At 59.9% G+C, this 18,631-nt stretch carries 17 protein-coding genes; 4 read left to right on the top strand and 13 right to left on the bottom strand.

What is annotated here, in order from left to right; genetic code table 11:
- Positions 1–357: 357 nt before the first annotated feature.
- The 6 genes from BT119_RS22605 to BT119_RS22580 form a co-directional block, all read right to left on the bottom strand.
- On the bottom strand, positions 358–1,155 hold the full coding sequence (locus BT119_RS22605; RefSeq protein WP_072366963.1) for an electron transfer flavoprotein subunit beta: 798 nt from the start codon (positions 1,153–1,155) through the stop codon (positions 358–360).
- Positions 1,145–2,365 (bottom strand): electron transfer flavoprotein subunit alpha, encoded by a 1,221-nt coding sequence (locus BT119_RS22600; protein WP_072366962.1) that lies wholly within the window; start codon positions 2,363–2,365, stop codon positions 1,145–1,147. Before BT119_RS22600 ends, BT119_RS22605 begins: the two co-directional genes overlap by 11 nt.
- A complete protein-coding gene (gene dgcB / locus BT119_RS22595; RefSeq protein ID WP_072366961.1) occupies positions 2,365–4,326 on the bottom strand; it encodes a dimethylglycine demethylation protein DgcB in 1,962 nt (653 codons plus the stop codon). The genes BT119_RS22600 and dgcB overlap by 1 nt, the downstream gene beginning before the upstream one ends.
- A gap of 156 nt (positions 4,327–4,482) precedes the next feature.
- Positions 4,483–6,543, bottom strand: coding sequence for a dimethylglycine demethylation protein DgcA (dgcA, locus tag BT119_RS22590; RefSeq protein WP_072366960.1), 2,061 nt, complete (start codon positions 6,541–6,543; stop codon positions 4,483–4,485).
- 15 nt (positions 6,544–6,558) lie between these two features.
- Positions 6,559–7,089 (bottom strand): DUF5943 domain-containing protein, encoded by a 531-nt coding sequence (locus BT119_RS22585; RefSeq protein ID WP_003432482.1) that lies wholly within the window; start codon positions 7,087–7,089, stop codon positions 6,559–6,561.
- Between the two features lie 84 nt (positions 7,090–7,173).
- On the bottom strand, positions 7,174–8,151 hold the full coding sequence (locus tag BT119_RS22580; protein ID WP_003372603.1) for a dipeptidase: 978 nt from the start codon (positions 8,149–8,151) through the stop codon (positions 7,174–7,176).
- Between the two features lie 228 nt (positions 8,152–8,379).
- On the opposite strand from BT119_RS22580, the gene BT119_RS22575 reads away from it, so the two are divergent.
- Entirely contained in the window at positions 8,380–8,790 is a 411-nt protein-coding gene (locus tag BT119_RS22575; RefSeq protein ID WP_003405168.1) for a lysozyme inhibitor LprI family protein, read from the top strand.
- Positions 8,791–8,845: 55 nt separating this feature from the next.
- On the top strand, positions 8,846–9,265 hold the full coding sequence (locus BT119_RS22570; RefSeq protein ID WP_003372607.1) for a DUF3010 family protein: 420 nt from the start codon (positions 8,846–8,848) through the stop codon (positions 9,263–9,265).
- 193 nt (positions 9,266–9,458) lie between these two features.
- Here BT119_RS22570 and fba read toward each other — a convergent pair whose 3' ends face one another.
- The 7 genes from fba to tkt all read right to left on the bottom strand — a co-directional run bounded on the left by fba (position 9,459) and on the right by tkt (position 15,969).
- Positions 9,459–10,523, bottom strand: a complete 1,065-nt coding sequence (gene fba, locus BT119_RS22560; protein WP_003372623.1) for a class II fructose-bisphosphate aldolase — start codon at positions 10,521–10,523, stop codon at positions 9,459–9,461.
- Positions 10,524–10,636: 113 nt separating this feature from the next.
- Positions 10,637–10,963, bottom strand: coding sequence for an MliC family protein (locus tag BT119_RS22555; RefSeq protein ID WP_003320832.1), 327 nt, complete (start codon positions 10,961–10,963; stop codon positions 10,637–10,639).
- Between the two features lie 52 nt (positions 10,964–11,015).
- On the bottom strand, positions 11,016–11,213 hold the full coding sequence (locus tag BT119_RS22550; RefSeq protein WP_003372626.1) for a hypothetical protein: 198 nt from the start codon (positions 11,211–11,213) through the stop codon (positions 11,016–11,018).
- 84 nt (positions 11,214–11,297) lie between these two features.
- The gene (locus BT119_RS22545; protein WP_003316354.1) at positions 11,298–11,528 is read right to left on the bottom strand and encodes a lipoprotein; all 231 of its coding nucleotides are present in this window, start codon (positions 11,526–11,528) and stop codon (positions 11,298–11,300) included.
- A 27-nt stretch (positions 11,529–11,555) separates the two neighbouring features.
- Positions 11,556–12,719, bottom strand: coding sequence for a phosphoglycerate kinase (locus BT119_RS22540; protein WP_003372628.1), 1,164 nt, complete (start codon positions 12,717–12,719; stop codon positions 11,556–11,558).
- Between the two features lie 22 nt (positions 12,720–12,741).
- A complete protein-coding gene (gene epd, locus BT119_RS22535) occupies positions 12,742–13,785 on the bottom strand; it encodes an erythrose-4-phosphate dehydrogenase (protein ID WP_003372633.1) in 1,044 nt (347 codons plus the stop codon).
- 186 nt (positions 13,786–13,971) lie between these two features.
- Positions 13,972–15,969 (bottom strand): transketolase, encoded by a 1,998-nt coding sequence (gene tkt / locus BT119_RS22530; protein WP_003372635.1) that lies wholly within the window; start codon positions 15,967–15,969, stop codon positions 13,972–13,974.
- A 258-nt stretch (positions 15,970–16,227) separates the two neighbouring features.
- On the opposite strand from tkt, the gene BT119_RS22525 reads away from it, so the two are divergent.
- Together BT119_RS22525 and metK are read left to right on the top strand one after the other, a co-directional pair.
- A complete protein-coding gene (locus tag BT119_RS22525) occupies positions 16,228–17,223 on the top strand; it encodes an ArsR/SmtB family transcription factor (protein WP_003316359.1) in 996 nt (331 codons plus the stop codon).
- A gap of 20 nt (positions 17,224–17,243) precedes the next feature.
- Positions 17,244–18,434 (top strand): methionine adenosyltransferase, encoded by a 1,191-nt coding sequence (gene metK / locus BT119_RS22520; protein WP_003372639.1) that lies wholly within the window; start codon positions 17,244–17,246, stop codon positions 18,432–18,434.
- Positions 18,435–18,631: the final 197 nt, after the last annotated feature.

Here is an 18,631-nt window from a genome sequence, read left to right as displayed (position 1 = left end):
ATGCAATGAAAATAAAGAGTTAGATTGATCGTTTTTTGAACACCACTCCAAAAGCCACGTTCTACAAGCCGTTCAGACGTTCACGAACACATTATCCACAGGCACACGCACAGGGATTGTGCGTAAGTCTTCCCGAAAAGAATATTGGTCAAGGCCGTACAGGCGTGACGTTCAAACGAGCCATTTTGCTACCCATCACGATTTCGAGTTTCAACCGCCGTTACGAAAACGCGGATGTCAAAGTCGAGGTCAGCAATCGCGGTGATCTGAAAGGGAGTATTTCGTATGCCTACTTCCGGCCTCTCTCCGAGCAGAAGGCAAACCGCCCCTCAAAGACGGCAGCACAAGACTTTAGCCTTACTTTACGACGCCCTCATCGATCAACAGCTTCAGAATCGCGGCTGCGCCCTCTTCAGGGCGCATCCCCTTGAGCACTTGGCCCCCGCCGCCACTGGCCTTGGCAGTGGCGGCTTTCATGCGATCAGCGCCGCTCTTGGCTTTGATGACCTTCAAGCGTTTGGGACGCGGTTTGGCTGGCTGCAGCGCTTGGTCGGTCAATAACTCATCGACAACGACCTGAACCAGTTCGGTGTCCAGCGTGCCACGCTGTGCAGGCCCGAACGCGCTCTGGCGGGGTTTGGGAGCGGCGTTATCCACAGTGGCCAGAAACGGCAAACGAACCTTCAGCCGGCGACGCTGGCCGCGAGGCAGAGCCTGCAACACCAGTGCGGTGCCGTTGTTCAACGACTCGACTTCAGCCAGACCGGTCACCAGTGGCCAGCCCAGCCTTTCAGCCAACAGAAAGGGCAGCATCCCCGACCCTTCACCGGTTTCAGCCTGACTGCCGGCCAACACCACCTGCGCGGCAGAATCCCGGAGGTAGTCAGTCAACGCAATCAGCGCATCGGCGCCTTCGGGTTGCTCCAGCACATGCAGCTCGTTGAGCCCCATGCCAAGGTAAGCGCGCAGCGCCGGTTCTTCGGCATTGCCCGCGTGCAGTACCTGCAAGTTATCCCCAGCCAGCTGCAAACCAAGCTCGACGGCCCGCGCATCCTGTTCGGCGCGGCGCGCACGACCTGATGTCGGGTGCGCCCCGATGGACACCAGACTGATGATCTGTACCGCATGCTTATCCACAGACACTTCAGGCTGCATCACGCTTACCTCCGCTGCGCCAGGCTTCGACTGCGGCGATCAGCGCCTTAAGTACTTCGGCGCTCTCGCCGATGACCGATAGATCTGCACGCTTGACCATGTCGCACCCCGCATCCAGATTGATCGCAATGACCTTGTCACAGGCGCCGATACCCTGCAGATGCTGGATGGCCCCGGAAATACCGACGGCGACATACACCCTTGCGGTCACCCAGGTGCCACTCGCGCCTACCTGCCGCTCGCGGCCCATGAAACCATCGTCCACTGCGACCCGCGACGCCCCTTCGGTGGCCCCGAGTGCCGAAGCGGCCTGATGAAACAGATCCCAGTCTTTGACACCATTGCCGCCAGACAGAATGAATTCGGCTTCAGCCATGGGGATAACTCCGGGATCGACGGCAACCGCTCCCAGGTCCTCTATACGCGGCAGGCTGCGCGCCACGCCTGTGGACAACTCGACCGGCACTACCTCGTGACGGGTATCGCTGACCGGTTCAGCGCACTCTACAGCGGCCAGAATCAGACGGGGCAGAGGCCGAACCAGGTCTTCGCGACCGGCGCCTGCGCGACTTATGCACAGCTGGTCCTTGACCTGCCAGACCCGTGTTGCAGGTCGCTCGCCGATGCTGGCGGCAAAACGTCTTCCCAGTTCGCCACCGCCGGTTCGGCTGTCCGGTAGCAGCCAGTGGCGCGGGTTGAACTGGTTATCCACAGCTCGCAAACTCTGCACGCGCTGTTCCGGTGAATAACCGTCGAATCCGGCACCATCGATAACTAATAACCGATCCACGCCAGCAACGTCGAAAGCAGTTTCCTTGTGCTCGCCGAACACCACCGCCAGCACGGCACCGTCGGCCCCCGCCAGCTGACGCGCCAGCCCCAGCAAGTCGCGGTCGTGGCTGCTCAGGCGGCCGCCGACCATATCGGGCACCACCGTGATATGGAACGCTGGCTCGACGATGGTATGCAGCGGCAACTGCACGTCGGCAGCGGCCGAACGCTTGACCGTGCCGCCCTGCTGAGCGCCGCTGCGGTCGATACGCTTGATGCCGTTGGGACCGATAAAACCCAGGCCATGCACGTTCTTGCGCATCAGGCCGTTCGGCCCCATCCAGCGGCTCTGCGCCGGCTGCATGGCAGCATGCAGTGGGTGCAGTCGATTGCGGGCAATCCACTCGGCGCGTGGATCACGGCGGATAATGTCACTCATCAGAGCACCTCCGCGGGTTCACGTTTGGCAGGCGCTGGCGTATTGGGGATAACTTCCTCAATCAGCGCATCGGCGACCAGTTCGGCAATGTCCTTGATCAGTGGTCGCGGCTCGACAACGCCTTCGAGCATGGCTGTGCACTGTGGACAACCTACCGCAACCAGCTCGGCAGCCGTCTCACGAATGTCGTCCATGCGCATGTCAGGAATCCGCTGTCTGCCGGGAATGTCAGTGATGGGCGCGCCACCGCCGCCACCGCAGCAGCGGGAGCGAAAGCCCGAGCGCTGCATTTCCCTGATCTCGATCCCCAGCGCGCGCAGCACTTCACGCGGCGCCTCGTATTCGCCGTTGTAACGGCCCAGGTAACACGGATCGTGATAAGTCACGCTGGCGCCTTTGTGCTGGCCCAGCGTCAGGGCGCCGCTGCGCACCAGCTCGGCCATGAAGGTGCTGTGATGCTGCACCTGATAGTCACCGCCAAAAGCGCCATATTCGTTTTTCAGCACATGAAAGCTATGCGGGTCGCAGGTCACGATACGTTTGAAATCGTAACGGGACAGGGTCTGAATGTTGCGTCGGGCGAGCATCTGGAAGGTCGCTTCATCACCCAACCGCCTGGCCACATCACCGCTGTCGCGTTCTTCAAGGCCCAGCACGGCGAAATCCACCCTGGCCGACTTGAGGACTTTGACGAACGCGCGCAGGGTGCGTTGATTACGCATGTCGAACGCGCCATCACCGACCCAGAACAGCACATCCACAGTTTTTTTCTCGCTGAGCAATGTCAGGTTCAGATCGGCCGCCCAGTTCATTCGCCCGCCCGGTGCAAACCCGCCGGGGTTGTCGGTGGCGATCAGGTTGTCCAGCACCTCGGCGCCCTTGTTCGGCGTAGCGCCCTTTTCGAGGGTCAGGTGGCGGCGCATGTCGACGATGGCATCGACGTGCTCGATCATCATCGGGCACTCTTCGACACAGGCTCGGCACGTGGTGCAGGACCACAGCGTTTCGGCGTCCACCAGCCCGTTGACGATGGGCTGATGCGGATTACCACCATGCTCGCCCAGTGGCTTGCCTTTGCCGTCCAGCGATGGATAGGGACTGCCGGCAAATTTTGCGTCGGTGCCCCCGGCAAGACCGACCACCATGTCCTGAATCAGCTTTTTAGGGTTGAGTGGCTGGCCTGCGGCAAACGCCGGGCAGGCCGCCTCGCACTTGCCGCACTGCACGCAGGCGTCGAAGCCCAGCAGTTGGTTCCAGGTGAAGTCCTGAGGTTTCTCCACGCCCAGCGGTGCGGTTCGATCGTTCAGGTCCAAAGGTTTCAGGCCCGTGGAACGTCCACCACCAAAACGCTCGGCACGCCGGTGCCAGGCCAGGTGCAGCGCCCCGGCGAAGGCGTGCTTCATCGGCCCGCCCCAGGTCATGCCGAAAAACAGTTCGCTTACGCCCCACAGCACGCCCAGCCCGAGAACAGTGACCAGTACCCATCCGCCGAAGTGCTCGGGAAGAATGCCCGCCACTGGTAACGTGACCAGAAAGAAGCTCGCGGAAAACGCCATGAGGCTTTTCGGCAGGCGCATCCACGGGCCTTTCGACAGACGCGCAGGCGGGTTGAGACGACGACGATAGACAAACACCGCACCGACGAACATCACCGCCGTCATCAACAGCAGTGCGTAACCAAGCACGCGGTTATGCACACCGAAACCGTGCACCAGAATCGCCAGCACAATCGAGGCCACCGCTCCGCCCGCTGTGGCCACGTGGGTGTTGGCGATGTATTTGTCACGCGCGACCACGTGATGCAGATCGACCATGTACCGCTTGGGCATGGCCAGCAGACCACCCAGCCAATCGACTTTCGAGGACCGACCGTTGCGCCACAGGGTAGCCCGCCGCCAGGCGCCCAGCGCCGCAAGGGCCAGGGCGCTGAACAGCAGGATCGGAAGAAGGGTGTCTAGCATCTGAAGCTCCAGGTACCAAGCGGTCTTGCAGTCCGGGTGACGCTTCGTTGATTCGCAAAAACCGTGGATCAGACAACCCGCATGTCGGCTGATCTATCGCATTCGCGAACCCGTTCGCTCCCACGGCCTGCGGCCGGAATCAAAGACAGGCGAGCCTTAAAAGTCCTTGCACAGCCGCAAGCCGTCATAGATCGCGGCGTGGGTATTACGCTGCGCCACGCAATCGCCGATACGAAACAGCAGATAACCGTCACCCGGCTGGCTCAACGATGGCTGTGGCTGAATGGCGAACAGCGCATCGATATCGATCTGGCCCTTGTTGCGCGAGCCTTCCTTGAGCGCGTAGTAGATCGCTTCGTCGGGACGCACGCCGTTTTCCACCACCACCTGATCGACGACCCGCTCTTCCTTGGCGCCGGTGTATTCGTTTTCCAGCACCGCCACCAGCTTGTCGCCCTCGCGATAGACCTTTTCCAGCATCATGTCGCCGGTCATGATCACTTCCTTGGGGTACATGCTGCGGTAGTAGGTCGGGAACGAGGTTCCGCCAATCGCCACGCCCGGCTTGATGTCATCGGTGACGATTTCGACCTGGCAGTCCTTGTCGGCCAGAAAATCGGCCACCGACATGCCGGTGAACTCGCAAATGGTGTCGTAGACCAGCACGTTCTTGCCGGGCGCCACCTTGCCGTCCAGCACATCCCAACTGCTGACCACCAGGCCTTCAGCCGCACCCCAGTGTTCGTTCTGCTCAAGAAACGGGTGACCGCCGACCGCGAGCACCACGATGTCGGGCCGCAGATCGAGAATGGTTGCCGCATCCGCTGCGGTCCCCAGACGCAGGTCGACTTTCAGGCGCGCCAGCTCCAGCTGGAACCAGCGCGTGATGCCAGCGATCTGGTCGCGCTGCGGTGCCTTCGATGCGGTGGTGATCTGCCCGCCGATGAAGTCCTTTTTCTCGAACAGGGTCACGTCATGTCCGCGTTCGGCAGAGACCCGTGCGGCTTCCATCCCGGCAGGACCGGCACCGACCACCACGACCTTGCGCCTGGGTCCGGCGGATTTCTCGATGATGTGCGGCACGCCCATGTATTCGCGGGACGTGGCGGCGTTCTGGATGCACAGCACATCCAGCCCTTGATACTGGCGATCGATGCAGTAGTTGGCACCGACGCACTGCTTGATCTGGTCGATCTGGCCCATCTTGATCTTGGCGATCAGGTGCGGGTCGGCAATGTGCGCGCGGGTCATGCCGACCATATCGACATAGCCACCTTCCAGAATTCGCGTTGCCTGGTTCGGGTCCTTGATGTTCTGCGCGTGCAGCACCGGGGCCTTGACCACTTCCTTGATCCCGGCCGCCAGGTGCAGGAACGGCTCCGGTGGGTAACTCATGTTCGGAATGACGTTGGCCAGGGTGTTGTGGGTGTCACATCCCGAGCCCACCACGCCGATGAAATCGATCATGCCGGTGTCGTCGTAATACTTGGCGATCTGTTTCATGTCCTCGTGGCTTAGGCCATCGGGATGAAACTCGTCGCCACAGATGCGCAACCCTACACAGAAGTCGGGGCCGACTTCCTTGCGCACCGCCTTGATCACTTCCAGGCCGAAGCGCATGCGGTTCTCGAAACTGCCACCCCATTCATCGGTGCGCTTGTTGACCCGCGGGCTCCAGAACTGGTCGATCATGTGCTGATGCACCGCCGACAACTCGACGCCATCCAGACCACCGGCCTTGGCACGCGCCGCAGCACTGGCGTAGTTGCCGATCACCCGCCAGATTTCCTCGGGCTCGATGGTTTTGCAGGTTGCCCGATGCACCGGCTCGCGAATGCCCGACGGCGACATCAGGGTCGGCCAGTGATCGCCATCCCAGCGCGAGCGACGGCCCATGTGGGTAATCTGGATCATGATCTTGGCGCCATGCTTGTGCATGGCGTCGGCAAGGTTCTGGAAGTGCGGGATGATTCTGTCGGTTGCCAGGTTGACCGATTTCCACCAGCCTTGCGGGCTGTCGATGGCCACGCTTGAAGAGCCGCCACAAATGGCCAGGCCGATGCCGCCCTTGGCTTTTTCCTCGTAGTACTTCACGTAACGATCCGTGGTCATGCCGCCATCGGTGGCGTAGACCTCGGCGTGCGCAGTGCTCAGCACGCGATTGCGGATGGTGAGCTTGCCGATCTGGATCGGCTGGAACATCGCTTCGAAAGCCATAACCCGATCCTCGATTTACAGCGGCTTGACGACAAATAGACCGTCGTCATGACCGTCTTCGGAACCACCGTAAACCTGCTCGGCAACCGTACGCACAGCGCTGCCACTGGCAGCGAGGATCTGATCCATGGCCCCGGCGAACCAGCCGGTGAACATGTAATCGACCTTGCGCCCGACCTTGCCGTAGACGTACACGAAACAGGAGTGCTCCAGCTTCACACTGGCAGTGCCTTTCTCGACGTCGATGTCCTGGATCTTGAACAGACCCCAGCCACGCTGCGACAGACGCTTCATGTAGTGCTCGAACACCGCAACGCCTTCCAGGCCGTGGCATTCGGCTTCCTTTTCGCACCAGTGCCAGGCGGATTTGTAACCCGCCTTGTAGAGGATGTCGGCGTAGGCATCGGCGCCCAGCACTTCTTCGATGCCCATGTGGTTGTTGACGAAAAAGTGCCGGGGCACGTACAGCATCGGCAACGCATCGGAGGTCCAGACGCCGGTTTCGCTGTCGACTTCGATGGGCAGTTGCGGGGCGATTTTAGCCATGGCGGTCAAACTCCAGATGATTCGGTCTACACCCACCGCTCGAAGGGCCGTGGGGGTTCAATTCGATAAGGTATGGCGGGCGGGTTACTCGCCCCAGACGTCGGCCAGAACGTTGACCCAGTTCTCGCCCATGATCTTGCGCACCACGCGTTCGGAGTGACCGCGCTTGAGCAGCGTTTCAGTCAGATTGGGAAACTCGCCAACGGTGCGGATGCCCAGCGGGTTGATGATCTTGCCGAAGTTGGTCAGGCGGCGGGCGTAGCCCTTGTCGTGGGTCAGGTACTCGAAAAACTCCTGGCCGTGACCCTGAGTGAAGTCAGTGCCAATGCCGATGGCGTCTTCGCCGACGATGTTCATGACGTATTCGATGGCTTCGGCGTAATCGTCAATGGTCGACTCGATGCCCTTGGCCAGGAACGGCGCGAACATGGTCACGCCGACAAAACCGCCATGATCGGCGATGAACTTCAGTTCGGCGTCGGACTTGTTGCGCGGGTGTTCCTTGAGGCCGGAAGGCAGACAGTGGGAGTAGCAGACCGGCTTTTTCGATTCGAGAATGACTTCTTCCGAGGTTTTCGAGCCGACGTGGGACAGGTCGCACATCACCCCGACACGGTTCATTTCAGCGACGATCTCACGACCGAAACCCGACAGCCCGCCGTCGCGCTCGTAGCAGCCCGTGCCCACCAGATTCTGGGTGTTGTAGCACATCTGCACGATGCCGACGCCGAGCTTCTTGAAGATCTCGACGTAGCCGATCTGGTCTTCATAGGCGTGTGCGTTCTGGAAGCCGAACAGAATGCCGGTCTTGCCCAGTTCCTTGGCCTTGCGGATGTCGGCTGTGGTATGCACCGGCATGACCAGGTCGCTGTTTTCGCGCATCAGTTTCTGGCTGGTGCAGATGCTGTTGATGGTCGCCTGAAAGCCCTCCCACACCGACACTGTGCAGTTGGCCATGGTCAGGCCGCCCTTGCGCATGTCTTCGAACAGCTCGCGGTTCCACTTGGCGATGATCAGCCCGTCAATAACGATGCTGTCGGCGTGTAATTCGGCTGGGCTCATCAGGCTGTCCCCTTTTTTGATTGCGGTGCGCCGAATCGGCTGTCGGCGCTAATGGGGTCAGCATATGCCGGAGGGTCAGGGGAACCGGGTGCAAAAACGACAGGGGGTTTGCCGAAAGCGTCAAGATGCGACAAAGGGGGACGGCGAGTCGTCGGGCGATGTCGTAAACCTGTTCAATGTCTCACGCTTGAGACAGAATCGAGCCTATCAATGGATCGGAGCGACTCGATGAAAACGTTTTTGCTGACCCTGGCCCTTATGACGACGGCCGTGACAGGCGTACACGCCGCCCAGAATCCGGACGCGTCGCCCTGCGACGGTGTCGAGGACGACAAGCAGACCCTGGAATGCTCGGCCTACAGCCGCACCACTGCCGAACAGTTGCTCAAGGAAAACTTCGACAACCTGCTCAAGCGCGTTCAGTCGCAGTTCGTCGCCAACAAGACGCAGTTCAACGACTTTACCAGCAAACTCAAGACCGCCCAGCAAGCCTGGGAGAAGCTGCGTGACGCCGACTGCGCGGTTGAGGTCTTCCCTTCTGCAGCAGGCAGCAAAGCCTTCACTATCAGCGAAAACGACTGCATTGCGCGCATGAGTGACGAGCGCTCGGAGTATCTGGAGTCGATAGCGCAGGAATAACGTCTACGATGAGATAACCTGCCTCTTTATATGAACGAGCTCATCAGGTTTTCTCATGATTATTTGCGGTGTAGAAATCAAAGGCAGCGAAGCTATCTTCGCCCTCGCCACTCGACGTAATGGCGGCATCGAGCACTTGCCGCTCGCCACCAAGAAGCTTGCGCTGGAGGACGATGACGAGGCCGCCAACGTCAAAGCCTTCTCCACGCAACTCGCCGGTTTCGTGCGTGAAAACGGCATCAGCCATGTGGTTATCAAGAAGCGCAGCAAGAAAGGCGAATTCGCTGGCGGCCCGACCACCTTCAAGATCGAAACCATCTTTCAACTGATGTCTGATTGCAACGTGGTGCTGATCTCGCCGCAGACCGTTAATGCGCAGAACAAGAAACACACCTTCGCCCTGCCCGACACCCTGAACAAGTATCAGCACGAAGCGTACAAGGCGGCGTGTGCGGGTGTGATGAAGAGCGTTTAAGCCTTTCGAGAGAGGACGCAGAGCGTCCAGAGCGTCCAGAGCGTCGCACGATAGCGGGGATTATCGTTCCTCACGCTCCAGCGTGGGAATGCAGTTCGTGACGCTCCGCGTCACATTCATTCGCCGCGCAGTTACGTTTGACCCGACATAAAAAAACCCGCATTTCTGCGGGTTTCTTCAATGCTCAATCAACTCAGTTGACCTTGGCATCCAGCTCGCCACGCGCGTAGCGTTCGAACATGGCGTCCAGGGAGATCGGCTTGATCTTCGAGGCGTTGCCAGCGGTGCCGAATGCTTCATAACGGGCGATACATACGTCACGCATGGCCACAACAGTCTTGGCCAGGTACTTGCGCGGGTCGAACTCGCTCGGGTTTTTGGCCATGAATTCGCGGATCGCACCGGTCGATGCCAGACGCAGGTCAGTATCGATGTTCACCTTGCGCACGCCGTGCTTGATGCCTTCAACGATTTCTTCGACCGGCACACCGTAGGTTTCTTTGATGTCGCCGCCGAACTCGTTGATGATTTTCAGCCATTCCTGTGGAACGGACGAAGAACCGTGCATCACCAGGTGAGTGTTAGGGATGCGCTTGTGGATCTCTTTGATGCGCTCGATCGCCAGGATGTCGCCGGTAGGCGGCTTGGTGAACTTGTAAGCGCCGTGGCTGGTGCCGATGGCGATGGCCAGGGCATCGACCTGAGTGCGCTTGACGAAGTCAGCGGCTTCTTCCGGGTCGGTCAGCATCTGGCTGTGATCCAGAACGCCTTCCGCACCCACGCCGTCTTCTTCACCAGCCATGCCGGTTTCCAGCGAGCCCAGCACGCCCAGCTCGCCTTCCACGGAAACGCCGCAGGCGTGAGCGAAGGACACAACGCGACGGGTCACGTCAACGTTATAGTCGTAATCGGCCGGGGACTTGCCGTCTTCACGCAGCGAGCCGTCCATCATCACCGAGCTGAAGCCCAGCTGGATCGAGCGCTGGCAGATGTCAGGGCTGGTACCGTGGTCCTGATGCATGACCACCGGGATGTGCGGGAATTCTTCGATCGCGGCGAGGATCAGGTGACGCAGGAACGGCGCACCGGCGTATTTGCGGGCACCGGCAGAAGCCTGGACGATCACCGGGGAGTCGGTCTTGTCGGCCGCTTCCATAATGGCGCGCATCTGTTCCAGGTTGTTTACGTTGAAAGCTGGAACGCCGTAGCCGAATTCGGCTGCGTGGTCCAACATCTGGCGCATGCTGATAAGTGCCATTGTCTGTGTCTCTCCCGGTAGGGTCGTTAGTCGAGCAAGCCTGCCGTAGTGGCGGCTGCCATTCAAGTTATAAGCTCAGCCACAAGGCTGCGCGTGTGTGCCCGAGATCCGACTTATCTGGCCTTGCAGCCGCGACCGATCAGATCGTTGGTAGCGTCCCAATAGATCAGGCCCTCGCTACCCTTGTTGACGAATGCCAACACATTGTTGCTGTACAGCGTACCGCTGGCAGCGCCGGGTTCAGCCTTGAGCCTGAACACCTGATCGCTTTGATTCAGACGAACATCGACTTCCTTTTTGGCCGAGTCGATGTAGCGCCAGTTGACCTCTGCATTGCTGTCACATACCCAGCGATTCCAAGGGTCATTCTGCTGCGGTGAACTCATGCTCGAACAACCGCCAAGCACTGCCAACACCCCGAGGGCAATCACGCCTTTCATTACGTCTCCTGGCTGCCCTGCGAAACGCGGCGTGTGCCGTTCGTTTCAACTGTCAGGGGCAGTTCTGTTCCTGTTTTCGGTCATCGGCCGGCTCACCGGTGACATGTGCCTCAACCCGTTGACTGTTTTCAGTCGTTGGCACATTCACGGCGGCCGGGCTGAATATCTGACAGGTCTTGGCACGCGAGCCAGAACCGGTACAACCAGCCAGTACAATGCAGCTCATCAGAGCCAGGGCAGCGATCTTCATGGCGAAACTCCTTTCCCGGAAAAATATCCACCCTTTAAAGACCGCTGAAGCCCGTCAATGTTGCCAACGGGTTTCAGACCTGGCTCACAGACACCCTACATTGCCTGTCCGCGGCATGAATTCGTAACGATCCCACACCTCGGGGCCGCCGCGCTTGTAGACCACCGGCACCGTTTCTGCCTGCCAGCCCGCCTGATAGCAGCTTAACTGGAGCGGTTGGGTCGGGGAGTCGCTCTCCACCTCTTCAGCCGCAGGCTTGCCCGCGCAACCGGCCAGTAAACCTGCGATGAGAAACCACGGTAACGCCCTGACCATTGACCACTCCTTGTCCAAGGCTTTCACTCAAGCCTTGGCGCGTTGTTCGAGCATTTCCACCGCAGGCAGAACCTTGCCTTCCACGAACTCGAGGAACGCACCGCCACCGGTCGAAATGTAGGAAATCTGTTCTGCCACACCATACTTGTCGATGGCCGCCAGCGTGTCGCCACCGCCCGCGATGGAGAACGCCTGGCTTTCAGCGATGGCCTTGGCGAGCGTTTTAGTGCCTTCACCGAACTGATCGAACTCAAAAACGCCGACCGGACCGTTCCACAGGATAGTCCCGGAAGATTTCAGTAATTCGGCGAAATGCGCAGCAGTTTGCGGGCCAATATCGAGAATCATATCGTCATCGGCGACGTCAGCGATCAGTTTGACAGTAGCGGCAGCGCTCTCGGCGAACTCCTTGGCAACCACCACGTCCGTCGGCAATGGCACGCTGACCTTGGCGGCGATGGCGCGAGCGGTGTCGAGCAGGTCAGGTTCGTACAGCGATTTACCGACCTTGTGACCGGCCGCAGCCAGGAAGGTGTTGGCAATGCCGCCGCCGACGATCAACTGATTGCAGATGCCGCTCAGGCTGTTGAGTACGTCCAGCTTGGTGGAGACCTTGGAGCCCGCCACGATGGCGGTCATCGGCTGGGCCGGAGCGCCCAGGGCCTTGCCCAGTGCTTCAAGCTCGGCGGCCAGCAACGGACCTGCCGCTGCCACCTTGGCGAATTTTGCCACGCCGTGAGTAGAACCCTCGGCACGGTGGGCGGTGCCAAAGGCATCCATCACGAACACGTCGCACAGTGCTGCGTATTGCTGCGCCAGCTCGTCGGCGTTCTTTTTCTCGCCCTTGTTGAAGCGAACGTTCTCGAACAGGACGACATCACCCGCTTTCACGTCGACCCCTTCCAGGTAATCGGCAACCAGCGGAACGTCACGACCCAGCGCCTTGCTCAGGTAGTCGGCAACCGGCTTGAGGCTGTTCTCGGCAGAAAACTCACCCTCTGTCGGGCGGCCAAGGTGTGAGCAGACCATGACGGCCGCGCCTTTCTCCAACGCCAGCCTGATGGTCGGCAGCGAAGCGAGGATACGTGCATCACTGCTGACTACGCCGTCCTTTACCGGGACGTTGAGGTCTTCGCGAATCAGTACACGTTTACCTTGCAGATCGAGGTCGGTCATCTTCAAGACGGTCATGAGCATTCCTGTTTTTTTACTGTTATTGGTCAGCGACGCGCAGAAAGTGATCGGCGACGTCGAGCATTCGATTGGCAAAGCCCCACTCGTTGTCGAACCAGGCCAGCAGATTGACCAGCCGGGGTCCGGAAACGCGGGTCTGACTCGCATCCACAATGGCCGAATGCGGATCATGGTTGAAATCGCAACTGGCGTGCGGCAATTCCGTGTAGGCCAGCAGCCCCTTGAGCGGACCGCTGGTGGCGGCCTCACGCAGGATACGGTTGATCTCCACGGCATCGGTGTCTTGCGACATCTGCAACGTAATGTCCAGACAGGACACATTCACCGTCGGCACGCGAACAGCTTTGGCCTGAATTCGGCCGGCAAGTTCCGGAAGCAGCCGTTCGATTCCTCGCGCCAGACCGGTGGACACCGGAATGATCGACTGGAAGGCCGACCGCGTACGGCGCAGATCCTCGTGATGATAAGCGTCGATCACCGGTTGATCATTCATCGCCGAGTGGATGGTGGTAATGGTCATGTATTCCAGGCCAATGGCCTGATCCAGCAAGCGCAGCAGCGGCACGCTGCAGTTGGTGGTGCACGACGCGGCCGAGACCAGCAGCTCGCGGCCAGTCAGCTTGTGCTGATTGATGCCGAACACCACGGTGGCATCGACATCCCGTTCGCTGGCCATCGGCTGGGAAAACAGCACCCGCGGCGCACCGGCCTCCAGAAAGCGCTGGCCATCTTCGCGAGTGTTGTAGACACCGGAACACTCAAGCACCAGATCGACTTCCAGACCGGCCCAGTCGATGCCTTCGGGCGTCGCACTGCGCAGGACCTTGATCCGGTGGTCATTGATGTGCAGGTATTGCCCTTCGACCCGCACTTCGCCGGGAAACCGGCCGTGTGTGGAGTCAAAGCGCGTGAGGTATTCAAGACTGGCCATGTCGGCCAGATCGTTGATGGCAACCACTTCAAACCCGGCCTTGGCCCCTCGCTCGCACAGCGCGCGAACAACGCAACGACCAATACGGCCGTAACCGTTCAGAGCAACTTTGTAAGGGCGGGGCTGGGGCATGAAATTTTCGCCAGGGGCTGGATCTGATTGCGTAAACGATAAAACCTGTGGGAGCAACAGGGGCGGCAATCCGCTTTGCTCGCAAATGAGAACACCCGGTTTGCCTGACTCACCGAGGCGCTTCCTTCGCGAGCAAGGCGGATCGCCGCCCCGGTCGCTCCCACAACATCAACATCACATGGCTGATCAGTCTTCGAGCAGCTCTTCAGCAGTGCTCAGGACGTTTTCCAGCGTGAACCCGAACTCTTCGAACAGCGCCGGCGCAGGGGCCGACTCGCCGAAGGTGGTCATGCCGATCACGCGCCCTTCCAGACCTACGTATTTGTACCAGTAGTCGGCGTGAGCCGCTTCGATGGCAATACGCGCGCTGACCTGCAACGGCAGCACCGCCTGCTTGTAAGCAGCATCCTGAGCTTCGAAAATGCTGGTGCATGGCATGGACACCACGCGCACGTTGCGGCCCTGCTCGGTCAGCTTGTCGTAAGCCTGGACAGCCAGACCGACTTCCGAACCGGTCGCGATCAGGATCAGCTCAGGCTCGGCAGCGCAATCACGCAGTACGTAACCGCCACGCGCGATGTAGGACAGTTGCTTCTCGTCACGCGCCTGATGAGTCAGGTTCTGACGGGAGAAGATCAGTGCCGACGGGCCATCGTCACGCTCGATAGCGTGTTTCCATGCCACGGCCGACTCCACGGCATCCGCAGGACGCCAGGTGTCCAGGTTCGGCGTGGTACGCAGGCTGGTCAATTGCTCGATCGGCTGGTGAGTCGGGCCGTCTTCGCCCAGACCGATGGAGTCGTGAGTGAATACGTAGATCACGCGCTTCTTCATCAACGAGGCCATACGCACCGCGTTGCGAGCATATTCCATGAAGATCAGGAAGGTTGCGCCGTAAGGCACGAAGCCGCCGTGCAGGGCGATGCCGTTCATCATGGCGCCCATACCGAACTCGCGAACACCGTAATGCAGGTAGTTGCCGTTAGGGTCTTCGCCGGTGATGCTCTTGCAGCCTTTCCAGATGGTCAGGTTGGATCCGGCAAGGTCAGCCGAACCACCCAGAATTTCAGGCAGCAACGGGCCGAGTGCCCCCAGTGCGTTCTGGCTGGCCTTGCGGCTGGCGATGGTTTCGCCCTTGGCGTTGACTTCAGCGACATAAGCCGCTGATTTTTCAGCGAAATCTGCAGGCAATTGCCCACTCATGCGACGAATGAAGTCGTTGGCCAGCTCCGGGAACGCGGCGGAATAGGCAGCAAAGCGCTGGTCCCACTCGGCTTCGGCCGCCAGACCTTTTTCCTTCGCGTTCCACTCGGCATAGATATCAGCCGGGATTTCGAAAGGACCGTGATTCCACTTCAGCGCGGCACGGGTCAGGGCGATTTCGTCAGCACCCAGTGGCGCACCGTGGGACTCTTCCTTGCCCTGCTTGTTCGGCGAACCGAAACCGATGGTGGTCTTGCAGCAGATCAGCGTTGGCTGGTCGCTCTTGCGAGCGGTTTCGATGGCTGTCTTGATTTCTTCAGGGTCATGACCGTCGACATTGCGGATCACCAACCAGCCGTACGACTCGAAACGCTTAGGCGTATCGTCGGTGAACCAGCCTTCCACTTCACCATCGATGGAGATGCCGTTGTCGTCGTAGAACGCGATCAGCTTGTTCAGCTGCAACGTGCCGGCCAGCGACGCCGCTTCGTGGGAAATACCTTCCATCATGCAGCCATCGCCCATGAACACGTAGGTATGGTGATCGACGATGGAGTGGCCTGGACGGTTGAACTGTGCGGCGAGGGTCTTCTCGGCAGCAGCGAAACCGACGGCGTTGGCAAAGCCCTGACCCAGCGGACCGGTGGTGGTCTCGACGCCAGGCGTGTAACCGTATTCCGGGTGACCCGGAGTGCGGCTGTGCAATTGACGGAAGTTTTTCAGGTCGTCGATGGACAGGTCGTAGCCGGTCAGGTGCAGCAACGAGTAGACCAGCATCGAGCCGTGGCCGTTGGACATGATGAAACGGTCACGGTCGGCAAACGCAGGGTTTGCCGGGTTGTGCTTCAGATAATCGCGCCAAAGAACCTCGGCGATATCCGCCATGCCCATGGGGGCACCCGGATGGCCGCTGTTGGCTTTTTGCACGGCATCCATGCTGAGGGCACGAATAGCGTTGGCACGCTCACGACGGCTTGGCATCGCTGATCTCCTGGGAATTAAGAAATAGGATTGAGAAAAAGAAGGTCATTTTCCCTCACGGACAGGCCGGGGGCAATCACAGATAGACGACCATAGGCTTTTTTCCGGGGTTGCGGACATTATTTGCCACGCAAAGACTGGATCACCCGCCTGCACGACAAGTTCACAACGCCTGACCGGCGCCATCCATCCAGCAATATCAAAACTTTTTGATATTGCCCTTGCGACACTCCGGATCGCTCTCTAGACTGCGCAGCTATGAACCTGCGTGTACCTGCCATTCGCCACGATGCATGCGACGACCTCTCTGCATTGTGCAAGGCCGGCGGCGATCCCTTGCGGCTGAACGTGCTGCGTGTGCTGACCAACGACTCGTTCGGCGTGCTGGAACTGGCACAGATTTTCGCTATCGGCCAGTCCGGCATGAGCCATCACCTCAAGGTGCTGGCGCAGGCTGATCTGGTCGCGACACGGCGTGAAGGCAACGCGATTTTCTACCGGCGCGCCCTGCCCCACACCGAATTGCCGGGTGGCAGGCTGCATGCGGCGTTGCTCGACGAAGTGGATACGCTGGACTTGCCGGACGACGTACAGAGCCGTATCGGCCTGGTGCATCGGCAACGGGCACTGGCCAGTCAGGATTTTTTCGCCCGTACCGCAGAAAAGTTTCGCGCCCAGCAGGACCTGATCGCCGGTTTGGCGCAGTACAGCGAAAGCCTGCTGACCCTGCTCGACAAACTGAGCTTTGGTGCGCAGGCAACCGCTCTGGAAGTAGGCCCCGGTGACGGCGGCTTCCTCCCTGAGCTGGCGCGGCGCTTCGGTCAGGTCATCGCGATGGACAACAGCCCGGTGATGCTGGACCTGGCGCGTGGCGTCTGCGAGCGCAAGGCGCTGGCTAACGTTGAGCTGAGGCTGGCCGATGCACTGACCGACGCTAAAGTCAGTGCCGATTGCGTCGTCCTCAACATGGTGCTGCATCATTTCGCGGTACCGGCCGAAGCCTTGAGGCAACTGGCCGAACATGTAAAACCCGGCGGTAGCCTGCTGGTAACAGAATTGTGTAGTCATGACCAGAGTTGGGCCAGGGAGGCCTGTGGCGATCTCTGGTTAGGTTTCGAGCAGGAAGATCTGGCCCGTTGGGCCATCGCTGCGGGGCTAGTTCCCGGGGAAAGCCTCTATGTAGGCTTACGTAATGGTTTCCAGATCCAGGTTCGCCATTTTCAGCGACCGGCTGGCGACACTCACCATCGGTAAAATGAAGGAAACCCGTAGAGATGAGCGAATACTCACTTTTCACCTCCGAGTCCGTGTCCGAAGGGCATCCGGACAAGATCGCCGACCAGATTTCCGACGCGGTTCTGGACGCCATCATCGCTGAAGACAAATACGCCCGTGTAGCGTGCGAAACACTGGTCAAGACCGGTGTGGCGATCATCGCTGGCGAAGTGTCGACTTCGGCCTGGGTCGATCTGGAAGACATCGTGCGTAACGTCATCCTCGACATCGGCTACAACAGCTCCGACGTCGGTTTCGACGGCGCGACCTGCGGCGTGATGAACATCATCGGCAAGCAGTCGGTAGACATCGCCCAGGGCGTTGACCGCAGCAAACCTGAAGATCAGGGCGCTGGCGACCAAGGCCTGATGTTCGGCTACGCCAGCAACGAGACCGACGTGCTGATGCCAGCGCCGATCACCTTCTCCCACCAGCTGGTGCAGCGTCAGGCCGAAGCGCGTAAATCCGGCCTGCTGCCGTGGCTGCGCCCGGATGCCAAATCCCAGGTTACCTGCCGTTACGAAAACGGCAAGGTGGTCGGCGTTGACGCTATCGTGTTGTCGACCCAGCACAACCCGGATGTGTCGTACAAGGACCTGCGCGAAGGCGTGATGGAACTGATCGTCAAGCACGTCATCCCTGCGCACCTGCTGCACAAGGACACCCAGTTCCACATCAACCCGACCGGCAACTTCATCATCGGTGGCCCGGTAGGCGACTGTGGCCTGACCGGCCGCAAGATCATCGTCGACACCTACGGCGGCATGGCCCGTCACGGCGGCGGCGCTTTCTCCGGCAAGGACCCATCGAAGGTTGACCGCTCGGCCGCCTACGCCGGTCGTTACGTGGCCAAGAACATCGTCGCTGCCGGCCTGGCCGAGCGTTGCGAGATCCAGGTGTCCTACGCCATCGGCGTCGCTCAACCGACTTCGATCTCGCTGAACACGTTCGGCACCGGCAAGCTGTCCGATGACAAGATCATCAAACTGGTCCGCGACAACTTCGACCTGCGTCCTTACGCAATCACCACCATGCTCGACCTGCTGCACCCGATGTACCAGGCCACTGCAGCCTACGGCCACTTCGGTCGTATCCCGGTCGAAATGACCGTTGGCGATGACACCTTCACCGCCTTCACCTGGGAAAAAACCGACCGCGCCGACGCCCTGCGCGCAGCTGCCGGCCTGTAAAAACCCAGAAAAAAGCCCCGGACGACCTGGTCGTTTCGGGGCTTTTTTTCGTCTGGAGATATGGACGGTCCGAGTCCGATCAAGAAAATGCGGCGCGCCGCAGACTTGTGACGCAGAGCGTCACCCAAGGCATTCCCACGCGGGAGCGTGAGGAACGATAACCTCAACTATCGTGCCCGATGATCTGCGCTTCTGCC

Source organism: Pseudomonas sp. NFACC10-1 (assembly GCF_900119195.1).
Taxonomy (GTDB): Bacteria; Pseudomonadota; Gammaproteobacteria; order Pseudomonadales; family Pseudomonadaceae; genus Aquipseudomonas; species Aquipseudomonas cerasi.
Note: the sequence above shows the minus strand (reverse complement) of the source record. Positions and strands in the feature narration are given on the sequence as shown.